At 61.5% G+C, this 13,637-nt stretch carries 9 protein-coding genes, 2 tRNA genes and 1 pseudogene; 9 read left to right on the top strand and 3 right to left on the bottom strand.

What is annotated here, in order from left to right; genetic code table 11:
* The first annotated feature begins 119 nt into the window (after nucleotides 1-119).
* From Q376_RS25345 to Q376_RS0107505, 4 genes and pseudogenes are all read left to right on the top strand, one after another.
* Nucleotides 120-1,634: pseudogene (locus Q376_RS25345) on the top strand (ABC transporter substrate-binding protein).
* A 75-nt stretch (nucleotides 1,635-1,709) separates the two neighbouring features.
* A complete protein-coding gene (locus Q376_RS0107515; RefSeq protein ID WP_027349799.1) occupies nucleotides 1,710-2,657 on the top strand; it encodes an ABC transporter permease in 948 nt (315 codons plus the stop codon).
* Entirely contained in the window at nucleotides 2,654-3,532 is an 879-nt protein-coding gene (locus tag Q376_RS0107510; RefSeq protein ID WP_027349798.1) for an ABC transporter permease, read from the top strand. The genes Q376_RS0107515 and Q376_RS0107510 overlap by 4 nt, the downstream gene beginning before the upstream one ends.
* Before the next feature lie 55 nt (nucleotides 3,533-3,587).
* Nucleotides 3,588-5,435, top strand: a complete 1,848-nt coding sequence (locus Q376_RS0107505) for an ABC transporter ATP-binding protein (RefSeq protein ID WP_245598919.1) — start codon at nucleotides 3,588-3,590, stop codon at nucleotides 5,433-5,435.
* 70 nt (nucleotides 5,436-5,505) lie between these two features.
* Here Q376_RS0107505 and Q376_RS0107500 read toward each other — a convergent pair whose 3' ends face one another.
* A complete protein-coding gene (locus Q376_RS0107500) occupies nucleotides 5,506-7,230 on the bottom strand; it encodes an alpha/beta hydrolase (protein WP_052365048.1) in 1,725 nt (574 codons plus the stop codon).
* A gap of 59 nt (nucleotides 7,231-7,289) precedes the next feature.
* Here Q376_RS0107500 and Q376_RS25170 point away from each other — a divergent pair, with 59 nt between their 5' ends.
* Nucleotides 7,290-7,475 carry a hypothetical protein gene (locus Q376_RS25170; protein ID WP_155834201.1) on the top strand — a complete coding sequence of 62 codons (186 nt, stop codon included), beginning with the start codon at nucleotides 7,290-7,292 and terminating at the stop codon, nucleotides 7,473-7,475.
* A 164-nt stretch (nucleotides 7,476-7,639) separates the two neighbouring features.
* Here the strand turns inward: Q376_RS25170 and Q376_RS0107495 are convergent.
* Nucleotides 7,640-7,727, bottom strand: a tRNA-Ser gene (locus Q376_RS0107495).
* A gap of 318 nt (nucleotides 7,728-8,045) precedes the next feature.
* On the opposite strand from Q376_RS0107495, the gene Q376_RS23990 reads away from it, so the two are divergent.
* The 4 genes from Q376_RS23990 (at nucleotide 8,046) to Q376_RS0107475 (ending at nucleotide 10,573) form a co-directional block, all read left to right on the top strand.
* Entirely contained in the window at nucleotides 8,046-8,447 is a 402-nt protein-coding gene (locus Q376_RS23990; RefSeq protein WP_052365047.1) for a carboxymuconolactone decarboxylase family protein, read from the top strand.
* 155 nt (nucleotides 8,448-8,602) lie between these two features.
* On the top strand, nucleotides 8,603-8,737 hold the full coding sequence (locus Q376_RS25520) for a hypothetical protein (protein ID WP_263281379.1): 135 nt from the start codon (nucleotides 8,603-8,605) through the stop codon (nucleotides 8,735-8,737).
* A 99-nt stretch (nucleotides 8,738-8,836) separates the two neighbouring features.
* Nucleotides 8,837-8,926: transfer RNA gene (locus Q376_RS0107480), tRNA-Ser, on the top strand.
* A 375-nt stretch (nucleotides 8,927-9,301) separates the two neighbouring features.
* Nucleotides 9,302-10,573 carry a hypothetical protein gene (locus Q376_RS0107475; RefSeq protein ID WP_155834199.1) on the top strand — a complete coding sequence of 424 codons (1,272 nt, stop codon included), beginning with the start codon at nucleotides 9,302-9,304 and terminating at the stop codon, nucleotides 10,571-10,573.
* Between the two features lie 284 nt (nucleotides 10,574-10,857).
* Here the strand turns inward: Q376_RS0107475 and Q376_RS0107470 are convergent, their stop codons facing one another.
* Nucleotides 10,858-13,554 (bottom strand): hypothetical protein, encoded by a 2,697-nt coding sequence (locus Q376_RS0107470; protein WP_027349794.1) that lies wholly within the window; start codon nucleotides 13,552-13,554, stop codon nucleotides 10,858-10,860.
* Between the last annotated feature and the right edge of the window lie 83 nt (nucleotides 13,555-13,637).

Here is a 13,637-nt window from a genome sequence, read left to right as displayed (position 1 = left end):
AGAATCGCTTGGGAAAGCACAACAACGCTGAACGAAGAAAAACTCGCAAGATCCAGTAGCACGTCATGCAGCCGAACGGCAGGCACCCAACAACAAATCCGTCATGACAGGTGAAAGACATGAGAATCATAAACCGCGCCAGCGGCGTAGTACTGCTGGCGAGCGCCCTCTTCGCCCTTCCCGTTTCGGCAGCCGAGCTGCGAATCGGGCTGCAGGACGATCCGGACGTCCTCGACCCCCATCAGTCGCGCACCATCGCCGGGCGCATCGTCTACGCCGGCCTCTGCGACAAGCTCGTCGACATCACTCCGGAGCTCGAGATCGTGCCCCAGCTCGCCACCGACTGGACGTGGTCGGAAGACGCCTCACAGCTGGTGATGAACCTGCGTCAGGACGTGGTATTCCACGACGGCACACCGCTCAACGCCCAGGCAGTGGTCGCCAACATAGAGCGCGCGATGACCATGCCGGAGTCACGTCGCAAAAGCGAGCTCGCCTCGGTCGAGACCATCGAGGCGACCGGCGACTACCAGGTGACCTTCACCATGACCGGTCCCGACGCCTCGCTGCTCGCCCAGCTCACCGACCGCGCCGGGATGATGCTCTCGCCCACGGCCTTCAATGAGACCGGGGCGAACTTCGGCTCCAACCCGGTCTGCTCCGGTCCGTTCCGCTTCGTCGAACGCGTGCAGCAGGACCGGATCGTACTGGAGAAGTTCGCAGACTATTGGAACGCGGATAACATCTTCATCGACCGCGTGACCTATCTGCCGATCCCCGATGCCACGGTGCGCCTGGCCAACCTGCGCTCCGGCGACATCGACATGCTGGAGCGTCTGGCCGCCTCCGACGCCCAGACGGTCAAGAACGACGCCAATCTCAGCTATGCCGATACCGTCGGCCTCGGCTACTAGGCGCTCTACGTCAACGTCGGCAACGGCCCGCGCGCCGATGGCCCGATGGGCAACGACAAGCGTGTGCGCCAGGCCTTCTCGCTGGCCATCGACCGCGAGGCGCTCAGCCAGATCGTCTTCGAGGGCACCCAGCCGGCCGGCAACCAGCCCTTCCCGCCAAGCAGCCCCTGGTACAACGCCGAACTGCCGGTGCCCAGCCGCGACGTTGCAGCTGCCCGCGCGCTGCTCGATGAAGCCGGTCTCGACCGGGTGGAGGTCGAGCTGCAGGTCGGCAACATCCCGGTGCAAATGCAGATGGCTCAGGTCATCCAGGCGATGGTCACGGAGGCCGGTTTCGACCTGCGCCTGCGGGCGACCGAATATGCAACGCTCCTGTCCGAGCAGACCGCCGGCAACTTCCAGATCAGCCGCTCCGACTGGTCAGGGCGCATCGACCCCGACGGCAACCTGCACCAGTTCGTCACCTGCGACGGCGGCATCAACGATGTCCACTACTGCAACTCCGAGGTCGATGCGCTGCTCAACGAGGCGCGCACCTTCACCGATACGGCTGCGCGCAAGGAGCGCTACGACGCGGCGACGAGGATCCTCCAGGACGACATGCCGATCATCTATCTCGGCCACCAGTCCTACATCTGGGCGATGGACGACGCCGTGACCGGCTTCGTGCCTTCACCGGACGGGCTGATCCGGCTCACCGGAGTGCGGGTCGCCGACTGACCGCCTCCTCGCCGTGGGGCGCGGGCCCTCTGGTACCGCGCCCCTTCCCAGCCTCCCGCACCCGGTCGATGCCCCATGTACACTTATGTCGCCAAGCGTCTGCTCATCGCGATCCCGACGCTTTTGATCATCTCGCTGTTCGTTTTCATGCTCCAGAAGCTGCTGCCGGGGGATCCGATCCTGGCGATGGCGGGCGAGGAACGCGACCCGGTGCTGATCGCCCAGCTCAGGGAGCAGTACCGGCTCAACGACCCGGTGGTCTATCAATATCTTTATTGGCTCGGCGACGTGCTGCGTGGCGATCTCGGCACTTCGCTGCGGACCAACCAGCCGGTAACGGAGCTGATTCTTCAGAAGCTGCCGGTCACCATCCAGCTCGCGGTGATGGCGATGATCTTCGCGGTGCTGATCGGCATTCCGGCCGGCATCGTCGCCGCCGTGCGCAAGAACACCCTGCTCGACTATCTCGCCAACCTGGTCGCGCTCTCGGGCCTGTCGATCCCGAACTTCTGGCTCGGCATCATGCTGATCCTGCTGGTCTCGGTCTATCTGGGCTGGCTTCCCGCCTCGGGCTACTACCCGTTCTTCGCCGACCCGCTCAGATCGCTCGAGACCATGATCATGCCGGCCTTCGTGCTCTCGACGCCGCTCGCCGCGATGCTGATGCGCCACACGCGCTCGTCGATGCTCGGCGTGATGCGCGCCGACTACATCCGTACCGCGCGGGCGAAGGGGCTTTCCGAGCGCACGGTGGTGATGGAGCACGGTCTGCGCAACGGCCTGTTGCCGGTGATCACGCTGTCGGCACTGCTGTTCGGCGACCTGCTCGCCGGCGCGGTGCTGACCGAGCAGGTATTCACCATTCCGGGCTTCGGCAAGCTGATCGTCGACGCGGTGTTCAACCGTGACTACGCGGTGGTGCAAGGCGTAGTCCTGTGCACCGCGGTCGCCTTCATCCTGATGAACCTGATCGCCGACATCCTCTATGTCCTGCTCAATCCGCGCATGAGGGCCACACTATGACGATACTCGCACACGCGGCGATCGCACCGGCACCCGAGGAGACGCCCGGCCGGCGCGCCTGGCGCAAGTTCAAGGCCAACAGGGCCGCACTGGCCGGGCTCTGCATCATCGTGTTCTTCGCCCTGCTCGCCCTCGCCGCCCCGCTCCTGCCGATCCTGGATCCGAACGCGACCAGCTGGTCGGTGATCCGCCAGCCCCCCTCGGCCGCCCACTGGCTGGGTACCGACGAGATCGGCCGCGACCTGCTCTCGCGCCTGATCTGGGGCTCCCAGGCCTCGCTCGCAGCGGGAATCGTCTCGGTCGCGATCGCGGTCGTGATCGGCGTGCCGATAGGGCTGGTCTCCGGCTACTTCGGCGGCTGGATCGATATGCTGATCTCCCGGGTGACGGAGGCCTTCCTCGCGATGCCGTTCCTGATCACCGCCATCGCACTGGCGGCGTTCCTCGGGCCGAGCCTCTCCAACGCGATGATCGCCATCGGACTCTCGGCGATGCCGATCTTCGTGCGGCTGACGCGCGGCCAGGTGCTAGCGGTCAAGACCGAGGACTACGTGGAGGGCGCGCGCTCGATCGGACTCGGCAACCTGATGATTCTCAAGCGCTACATCGCGCCGAACGTCTTTCCGCCGATCCTGGTCCAGGCGACGCTGACCGTGGCCACGGCGATCATCGCCGAGGCGAGCCTCTCCTTCCTCGGGCTCGGCCAGCAGCCGCCCGACCCGAGCTGGGGTTCGATGCTCAACGTGGCCAAGAACTTCATGTCGCAGGCACCGTGGATGGCGATATGGCCGGGTGCGGCGATCTTCCTCGTGGTGATTGGATTCAACCTGGTCGGCGACGGCCTGGGCGATGCACTCGATCCGCGCGAACCCTGAGAAGTCCCTCGAAGCGCCATTCGTCACGACCATTCGACATCCCAAGGCAAACGACATGATCGACCCAGCGATGCCCGAGCAGCCCCGACCACACCCCGCCGCGGAGCCGGTGCTGTCGGTGCGCGACCTCGCGGTCTCCTTCCGCACCGCCGATGCATGGCGGCCAGTGGTCAACGACGTCTCCTTCGACATCGGCCCGCGCGAAACGCTCGCGATCGTCGGCGAGTCGGGATCGGGCAAGAGCGTGACTTCGCTCGCGATCATGCGCCTGCTGGCGAAGGGATCGGCCCGCATCGAAGGCGAAGTGCTGCTCAATGGACGCAACCTCCTCGCTCTGCCGGAGGAGCGCATGCGCGACGTGCGCGGCAACGAGATCGCGATGATCTTCCAGGAGCCGATGACCAGCCTCAACCCGACCTTCACCATCGGCCGGCAGATCGCCGAGACGCTGCTGCGTCATCGGCGGATGTCGGCGGCGCAGGCGAAGGCCGAATCGATCGAACTGCTGGAGAAGGTGCGCATCCCCAACGCCCGTGGACGGATAAAGGACTACCCTCACCAGTTCTCCGGCGGCATGCGCCAGCGGGTGATGATCGCCATGGCGCTGGCATCGAAGCCGCAGCTCTTGATCGCCGATGAGCCGACCACGGCTCTCGACGTGACGATCCAGGGACAGATCCTCGACCTGATCAAGACCCTCCAGGAAGAGGAAGGGATGTCGGTGCTGTTCATCACCCACGACATGGGCGTGGTCGCGGAGATCGCCGAGCGCACCCTGGTGATGTATCGAGGCGACGTAGTGGAAAGCGGACCGACCGAGGAGATCTTCCATCGCGGCAGGCGGCCCTACACCCGCGCGCTGATCGAAGCGGTACCGCGGCTCGGTTCGATGAGCGGCCATGACTGGCCGCTGCGCTTCCCGATCGTCGACATCGAGACGGGACGAGTCCGCGCGCCGACCGAGGTGGCCGGCACCCTCGATGCCGCAGGCACCCCGATCCTCTCGGTGCGCAACCTGGTCACCCGCTTCGACATCCGCTCCGGCTTCTTCCAGCGCAAGACCGAGGCGGTCCATGCGGTCGAGAACGTCTCCTTCGATCTCGCCCAGGGCGAAACCCTGGCACTGGTCGGCGAATCGGGCTGTGGCAAATCGACCACCGGACGCTCGATCATGCGGCTGGTGGAACCCCTCAGCGGCGAGGTGCAGCTCGACGGCTACGACGTGCTGAAGCTCGGCCCGGGGGACCTGCGCCGCATGCGACGCAGCGTGCAGATGATCTTCCAGGATCCGTTCGCCAGCCTCAATCCGCGAATGAGCGTGGGCCAGGCCATCTCCGAACCCTTTCTCGCCCATCACCTCGGCACCAGGTCACAGGCAAGGGAGCGTACGGCCGAGCTGCTCGAGCGTGTCGGCCTGAGCGCCGAGATGATGCGTCGCTACCCACACGAGTTCTCCGGCGGGCAGCGCCAGCGGATCAGCATCGCACGTGCGCTCGCCCTCGAGCCCAAGGTGATCGTCGCCGATGAGTCCGTCTCGGCGCTCGACGTCTCGATCAAGGCCCAGGTCTGCAACCTGCTGCTCGACCTGCAGGAAAGCCTCGGCATCTCCTTTCTGTTCATCTCCCACGACATGGCGGTGGTGGAGCGTGTCAGCCATCGGGTCGCGGTGATGTATCTCGGTGAGATCGTCGAGATCGGCCCTCGCGCGGCGGTGTTCGGCAATCCACAGCACGCCTATACCAAGAAGCTGATCGCCGCGGTGCCGGTGCCCGATCCTGCCCGCCGGGGGATCAAGCGCAACCTCGCCGTCGACGAGCTGAAAAATCCGATCCGCCCACGCGGCTATCAGCCACCCCAGCGCCACTATCGCGAGGTCTCCCCCGGGCATTTCGTCCAGGAGTGATGGAGCCGGAGCGCGCATCCTGCGCTACTCCGCGCCGCCACCGGTTGGCGGCGTGGAGATACCGGCACGGTCAGCCTCCCCGGTTGTCGAAGGCTTCTTCCCTACTGCCATCATCGACGCCCGCCTGCATCATCGCCTCCTCGAGATGGCGCTTGAGCTCTGCGATCGCCTCGGGCGCCCAATCGTCGACACCGGTGACGGCCATCCATGCGTCGACATGGTGCTGCGGTGCGTAGACGTGGCCGTAGCCCATCGGCGTGGAGCTCGCGACCGCCATGTCGAGCGCCAGCTGGAGCATGCTCACCACCGGATACCAGCGAAGCGCCGCCGACACCTCGGACCCGAGCGGCGGCTCCATCCACGCCGGGCGGCGGTAGAAGTCTCGGTAGTCGAAGAAAGTCACCGGGTCGCTGGCATACTGCAGGTAGACGATCCGCATCGCCCCCCAGGGCGCATCCGCCGGCACGGTCGAACCATCCTGGTTGAAGAAGCGGACGAAACTGCCGTCCCTGAACCGCGGCAACCATGCGGGCGAGTCCCCGTTGCGCCCATCGGTGAGCGAGCGCCAGATGCGGCTCGTGAACGGAGGGCCGCTCCAAAGCGCCCCCTGGATCGGATCGTGGATCATCTCGAACAGCTCGGCCGAGCGCTCGGAATTCATCGCGCCGAGGCTCAGGCCATGCAGATAGAGCCTCGGCCGACGCTCCCGCGGCAAGGTCGTCCAATAGGCATAGACCGCGGAAAACAGAGCACGCGCGGCCTCTGCCCCGTATTCAGGCTGGACCAGCAGCGACAGCGGACTCGACAGATAGGAATACTGCAGCGCGACGCTTGCGATGTCGCCGCGCTGCAGGTACTCGACCGAGTCCATCGCCGCAGGATCGATCCATCCGGTGCCGGTGGGGGTGACGATCACCAGCACCGAGCGGTCGAACGCCCCCACCCGCTTCAACTCCTCCAGCGCCAGCCGCGCGCGGTCAGCCGGGGTATCGGCCCCGCGCAGCCCGGCATAGACCCTGATCGGCTCGAGCGCCGGCCGCCCGGTCAGCGTTTCGATCTGCAAAGCCGAAGGCCCCGATGCGACGAACTCCCGGCCCGCGCGCCCGAGCTCGTTCCAGGCGATCAGCGAGGCGGCACTGCCGGTCTTGATCGGGTCCAAAGGTTGCGGGCGCTCAGGCTCGAGCAGGGCGTCGTACTCCCGGTAGGAAGAATCAAGCAGGTCGATCACCGCGCGGAAGAACACGTCGTTGGCCAGCGACCAGAACAGCAGGACGCCGACGCTGGCGCCGACCACGTTGGCGACCTTTCTCGGCAACAGCCGGCTCGAGCGGCGCGCGACCACACGAACGACGAGGCCGAACAGCCTACCGAGCGCCAGCAGTACGGCGAAGGCGGCCAGCGCCGTGGCGCTGAGCTTGAACGGATGCGCGCTCTCGACCGGCGCCATCTCCATCGACAGGCGGATCGAGTTCTGCCACTGCGCCGCGTGCCAGAGGCAGATCAGCGCGACCGAAAGGCATATGAGCGCGACCAGCGCATTGGTGGCACGGCGCATACGCTCCGGGGGTTCCGGCAGCTCCATGTAGGCCCAGAGCCAGCGCCAGAACAAGCCGAGCCCGTAGCCGGCGGCGAAGCATGCCCCCGCCAGGATCCCCTGGGTGAGATAGGTGCGGGGGACGAGCGTCGGCGTCAATGCGGCGGCGAAGAACAGCGTACCGAGTGCGAGTCCGATACCGGAGAGCGACAGCGCCTGCCGACGAAGGAGGTCCGCCAAGTCTCGCAGCGCTCCGGTCATGAAGGATCCTTGCCGACTGTTCAGAGGGTTCTGGTATCTCGCCATGGCAAAGCAAGCCAATGCCCGCCGCCCGGATCGATCTGCAAATATCGTTCTTGGCGCGCCGGTTCATCTGGAAAAACGAGTCTACAGGGCCGGTGCCTGTTGGCACCACCGCTGAGCGACGCTCATGGCTGTCGAATGGCGCATCGTCGGATGTCGCCGTCGGCGCAGGCATCGAAGTTGCGATGAAGTTGCAATATTGAAAGCTGCGAAATGAGCCGAAGGCGCCATGGCTTCAAAGGCTTGGTCAACGGCCCATACGCTCGATTGGCGTGAAGAACTGATATCTACCGAGAACGCTGGTCACAGCACCGGCGCAGGAAATCGGCGGACCTGCTGAAAAGATGACCAGGGGAAGTAAAAAAAGTGGCGGAAGGCGTAGGATTCGAACCTACGGGGCTGTTACACCCGCTTGTTTTCGAAACAAGTGCATTCGGCCGCTCTGCCAGCCTTCCGCAATGCTATCAACGGCACTGATGGCCGGGAAGCGAGGCATAATCTATCAATGGGTTGATCCAAGGTCAATACTCCAGCGCCCTTTTCCGCGATCCTGCATCGACGTATCAACCGAGGTCAAAACAATGAATCAAGGCTGTAGAAAAGAGGACCGAATCGGTATTCAATGCGCAGAAGGCATCGATGCGCGCCTCACCACCGCGTGAACAGGCATTGCAAGCTACATCAAGCCACTACGGCGCGAATCAGCGGCGCATCCAGCCGCAGCGACAAGGGGACTCTTCTCCTCTCCACTACCTCAACCGGGGACCGTTCGAATGGCCCGCCAGCTCATTGACGTCAAAGACATCTATCAAGCCAGCCGCGGTATCCGCCAATGCTCGCTGGATCCCTCGATTCGCTGCCTCGCCGAACTGCGCACCTGCCAGCTCAACGGCTGCGAAGGCTGCAGCCACTCATCGCTGGCCGAAGCCGAAGCGCTCGGCATCTCCAAGGACAAAGTCGAGCAGCTGGCCGACTGGGCCACGTCGAGCAGCTTCAGCGCCCGCGAGCGCGCGGCGCTGGCATGGTGCGACAACTTCATCCGCGAGCACTCCAACAATTCGGATATCCGCCGCCAGGCGATCGAAACCTTCAGCGGAAGCGAACTCGCGGACTTGACCCTGACCATCCAGCTCACCAGCACGCTCAACCGAGTGAGCCGCAAGTACGCCAACTGAAGCCATCATCGCACCGGCGCAGGGCTCATCGGATCGGACCATCCGCAAGTCCTGCGCGGCCGTACGACTCACTTTGACCGGATGCTGATCACCGACCATGATCAGAGTGCCTCGTCACCCCTCAAAGCGTCGAACACTCGACCAAGGAGCCGTACATGTCCAGAAAGGCCAAGCTGCTGACCACGCTGATCGGTTTCGGGATCAAGTACCTCAGCAAACCGCAGAACAGGCAGAAGATAAAGTCGACGATCTCGCAACTGAGAAACCGCTCGACTCAGCGCCCGCGCTGAGGCACCCCTTTTTCCAGCTCGACTTAGCGATAAGCTGCTGATCGATAAACATATCCATTGACCTGCGCGGCGACGATGGTAAGATCCCCAACCGTGTCAGGAGGGATGGCAGAGCGGTTGAATGCACCGGTCTTGAAAACCGGCAAGGGTTAACGCCCTTCCAGGGTTCGAATCCCTGTCCCTCCGCCACTTTTTCCAGCGTCCTCAAATAGTTACTACCCTCCGAGGACGTTCCAGCAAGGCATCCAAATCCCTCGCCAATCTTTCAACGTGACCAGAACGTGACTCAAGTCTGGCAACTGCCTCACGTGCGTGATGCGGTGCCGGGTAGGTATACCTGCTCCGTCTGCGTAATGGTGGAATGCCCGAACACTTCCTTTGCATCCGCCAGCGGCACGCCAGCTGGCGCAGGTATGGCATGGATGTGGTGCAGATCAGCGATGTGCAGGTGCAACTCGCACCGCCCCACCCGCCTTCGCATCTGACTTCCGGGGTGATGTCGTTCACCACACTTTTTCTTTCCCCGCCCTCGAGGCAGCTTTATTTTTTGCCCAAGGGATAGCCATGAGTGACGGAAGCACATTCGAGCAATCGCCCGTGATCGTCGCGGATTCGAGAGGAACAGTTGATACTGGGATGGAGATGACTTCTTCGGCGGAGCTCAAGGACGTGACATACCCAAACGGCGCCGCGCACCCAGCCGTTTCAAAGGTGTTGGTGCAAGTCCTGGCAGCCCTGGTGATCTTTTGTTCGTCAGTCGAAGCCGGGCTTGCTGCTGCCGATGGAAGCGAGGCCTTCCCGGTACCTGGCGCGGAAGGCGCCTATCTAGGCGAGTACGTCACAGGCATCGATCACAGTGCTGGCCGGGCATACCTGCAAGCGGCACCGGTCAATCAGGCTATCGTCATTGGTGACAGCCAGACCACGCCAGAGAAGGTCCGCCCGTTCGCTGATCTCACCGGTATTCCGATCTACAGCTACTCGATGTCGGGTACGAGCAGTCCTGTAATCCTCGCGCGCATGGGGGCCATACCTATGCGCCTGACATTCCCCGGCAACCAGATCCCCGCATCGGGATCGGTCACCGTCAATCACGTGAACGATCCATACCGGCTTGCCGAAAAAGCGACTGCCACGAATCATACCGTCTACATCAGCGGCGTGAAGGGGCGGCTCGTCTACGTAAGCCCGCGGGTCTATACATTCACGCGAGAACGGCCCGGGGAAGCTGTCGAGGTTCCATCGCCCGTCGATGTAGTCTGGGAGCGGGTGCCGCTTAGGCTCGAGACGTTCGATAGCGAAGGGAATCCGCAAACGATTTCCTCCGGGCTCGCACCGATCCAGGACAACATGGAGTACTTACAGATCTTCTGGTTTGGTGGCAACTCACGAAACAATCCCGTTGAGGACCAAATCGGCTACTACCAGGCGGCATATAACAGCATCAAATCGCGAATGAAGAAATTCATCTTCGTCAGTTGGTTCGCGCAGGAGCAAGCTACTCGGCTACCAATGCAGCTGCAGCGCCAGAAAGACGTGGCGGCTGCGCTCGGGGCGCTCTATGGACGCCACTACATCGATCCTCAGCCGATCCTTCTTGCCAACCCGTTGCCGCAGCCGTCTGCCCCTCTGAACCCAGACGACCCGGACTCGGTGGCTGAATGGGATGCCTATGAAGCCGATCAAACCGCAGTCGCGAGCGGGATAGTTCCGCCGTCCCTGATGATCGACAACACGCACATCAATCTCAAAGGGCGCCTGCTGATCTGGCAAGTCGTTGCCGAACGCTGCGTCGAGCTCGGCTACATCGACCAAGTAAGAGACATCGAAGAATGAAAACTCTGGTGGACATCGAGCAGTTCGCCGACTTCATTGAAAACAATGGCGAAATCAAATTAGCGGCTCATCCCCGCAGAGAGCGGCAACGCGATGACGCGTACGCGAACGAGTTTAGCGGCAGCCCGGCCCAATCGCTCGTGCCATTCCGGGAGGGTGCCCGGCGTCTACCTCGCATCATTGAACTGGCTGCGGCGGGCCCCCTTCCTCTTGATTCTGCCCATCAGCACAGTCATTCAAGAGCTGGGCCAGACTCGGCATAGCCCCATGCCGGGTACACCCAGTCAGGTTCCCATCAGCCCTGCCGTTCTGAGCGCGTTCAAAATCTCATTGAGCTTCTGGGCTTCTGGAGACAAATCATCGCCCGCCATGTCACTGACAGGTGATGCTATCATCGAGGTACCTTCGTTCCAATCTCCCGAATCCAATCTTGTCGAGTCTTCCGCATCGACGACCGAAAGAATAATTGGTACCGCTCGATTACTGAGCCCAACAAATTTAATTCCTAGAGTGAATAGCCTGGCGCCAGAGAGAGTCCCTTGTATACCTATGTCGATATAGGGCTTACCGGTACCCATCGGTTGTTCCGTTGGACGTGTAGAGAGGGTCGGTCCCACGCGAACCCCAAAATTTGATAGCGCTGAAGAGTAATTACCATTGACTCTCCAGTTCTCGACCTTGAGATCGCTCACATAGGGCCAGCGGAAGCCGTTTGAAACGGTGGTAGCGAATGTGATCTTCTTGGCCCCTGTGGCACTACCGTCTCCTCTAGCGATGGTGAGAATGATCTCGTAGAATCCTGCGGATTCGTTCTGCACTCTAACTATATCATTCTCTGAAACAGTGACTGATCCATTGTAAACCCGACCATACATCCTACGCCCAGAGTAGCCGACGTACGTAGACGAGTTGATCGAGGTGGACGAATTATAGCCAGCTTCTATAAGGGTACCGATCTGGCGGCCATTGGCAGCCCAAAAAGTTCCCGGGTTATCAATTTCAACGGGGACCGTAGAAGACCCAGAGTTACCCTCATTGTATATTTGGGGGTCCACGGCTGGATTCTTCGAGCGAAGGCCTACCTGAACCGTTTCGAAGTAGTTGTTGCCATATCGGCAGATTCCACGCCCATTGTAGGTAATCGCGGCACCTGTGCCATTACCCTGATACCCAGCCCTGCTGGATGCCCTGACCTGTTTGAAGTGACATCCCCTCACCTCCAGAGACCTTGACCAACCACCACCTGAACCAACACTCAAACGAGTCTCATCGCCCGGATCATTCCAGTTGACGCCATTCTCGCCATTGGGAAGGAGACCAGCGAATCTTCCATCATCGGAGAATTCGATCTTACCGTTACCATTAGCACCTTCGGAGAGCACCATGATGGCGTGGTTTACACCTTCAAACCAATCGTTATAAATCTGCCAGTGAAAATTTCTTCTCCCTAAGTAACCGCACAGGAAGTTGTTCGACCCTCCTGTGTGAGAGTTACCCCACGCGAACCTATTAGATTCCGACCCCGAACCATGGTCCAGGATGTCCGCTACCCTGGGGTCCCCCCCAAATGAGTTCTTGGTGAAGGTAAAAGCGTCATTGAAGTTGCCTCCTCCTCCGCCAATGACCCCTCGCGCAGAATGCGTAATTTCTCGATAACTGTTCGAAAGGTTCAAAAGACCAATGCGAGCAAGGGTACCCGCTGCTCCCGAGAACATATTTTCGTTCCAGGACATAGCGATGTTGTTACAGCTTACGAAAGCAACTCTTGGATTCCCATTGAATTGGCACCACCGGGTCCTCACCCGGCCGCCGTTGGCGAGGAGGATGCAAACCCCATGAGCGGGCCCTTCGATCGCTATATTCTCCATGACTACGTCAGACCAGCCACCGGTTTCGGAGTTCTCGTTGAAATTACTGGAGACGAACCCGAACTGCACAGATGCTTCCTCATCCCTGGTATACAGGGATTCCATCTCACTGGTTGGGGTTCCCGTCGGCATCGTCGAAGGAAACACATCGGTCACCTTTCCAGCGTTCTGGAAAACGAAGGTCGATCTCCAAGGCCCAGCACCGATAAAGCCCTTGCATGCCCCTGGCAGTTCCCGATCCCTGATCGGTATTTTTCGATTGAGATAGTACGTCTTGAGATGGCAACCAATGATCCAGGCGGGGGTTCTAGCGAGATAGAATACTTCTCTGATAGCGGCCCAGTCGATCAGGTCGGTCAGCTCATAGGCATGGGGATACCTGACCCGCGCCTCTTTCAATGTGGCAAAGAAGGCACTGAGCGGGAGAGGCTGGCCAACCGCACCGAAGTATTCAGGCGATGCACACTTGAATTCCCTCTCCCAATATCCGTTGGCGCCCTCTGGCACTGCGATGGTGCCGTAGTCGGTGATGGCAGCCCCTTTTCTCCAAATGAAATTGCCGCCGGACTCCTTGACTGGATAGTCCTTCCAATAGGAGACAAGGTAGACGGCATCGCCATCGTATCGACCCGAGACCGCCAAGAGTTCATCGAAAGAGAAAAGCTGTCGCGACGCCCGGTAAACGATGCCCGCGCCTCGGGAGAGACTCAGCGCGGTATCCGAGAGGTCTTCCCGCGTGAGTCCCTGGAACACCCCCACGTGGCCCTCTGCCATGTCCTGGTCCAGCGATACACTGGTGTAATCGTGGACGACGACATAGACGATGCCACCGCTGACGAACAGGTCCCGAGCCTTGTATGCCTTCCCGATTTCATAATCCCCGGTGGGATTGACTACGCCGAGCCCGCCGATTGCCTTCTCCGCGAGCTGCCTCCAGCCTTTCGCCATCTTGGCCAGTGTCGGTAAAGGGCCGGATTCGGTCACCACGTCGGTCCCTTCATCCCCATGCACGAAGGTGTGCTGGAGGTCGCTGGCATCGTTTGAACGACGCGCGGCAAGCGATAGCTGTCCCGCATATTGCTCAAGGGCCTCGAGGGTGGTGCGGTCTGCCATGTGGGGTTTCTCCGTTATCAGCGGCGGTTAGTGCATGGTAATGGACCGTGTAGAGAATCTGGCCGGCTGAATCACCGAACATA

Source organism: Halotalea alkalilenta DSM 17697 (genome assembly GCF_000621205.1).
GTDB lineage: Bacteria > Pseudomonadota > Gammaproteobacteria > Pseudomonadales > Halomonadaceae > Halotalea > Halotalea alkalilenta.
Note: the sequence above shows the minus strand (reverse complement) of the source record. Positions and strands in the feature narration are given on the sequence as shown.

Coding starts and splice junctions, on each gene's coding strand:
- Q376_RS0107500 (WP_052365048.1), bottom strand. CDS start 7,230: ATGACCGGAGCGCTGCGAGACTTGGCGGACCTCCTTCGTCGGCAGGCG.
- Q376_RS0107505 (WP_245598919.1), top strand. CDS start 3,588: ATGATCGACCCAGCGATGCCCGAGCAGCCCCGACCACACCCCGCCGCG.
- Q376_RS0107475 (WP_155834199.1), top strand. CDS start 9,302: ATGAGTGACGGAAGCACATTCGAGCAATCGCCCGTGATCGTCGCGGAT.
- Q376_RS25520 (WP_263281379.1), top strand. CDS start 8,603: ATGTCCAGAAAGGCCAAGCTGCTGACCACGCTGATCGGTTTCGGGATC.
- Q376_RS0107470 (WP_027349794.1), bottom strand. CDS start 13,554: ATGGCAGACCGCACCACCCTCGAGGCCCTTGAGCAATATGCGGGACAG.
- Q376_RS0107510 (WP_027349798.1), top strand. CDS start 2,654: ATGACGATACTCGCACACGCGGCGATCGCACCGGCACCCGAGGAGACG.
- Q376_RS23990 (WP_052365047.1), top strand. CDS start 8,046: ATGGCCCGCCAGCTCATTGACGTCAAAGACATCTATCAAGCCAGCCGC.
- Q376_RS0107515 (WP_027349799.1), top strand. CDS start 1,710: ATGTACACTTATGTCGCCAAGCGTCTGCTCATCGCGATCCCGACGCTT.
- Q376_RS25170 (WP_155834201.1), top strand. CDS start 7,290: ATGCCCGCCGCCCGGATCGATCTGCAAATATCGTTCTTGGCGCGCCGG.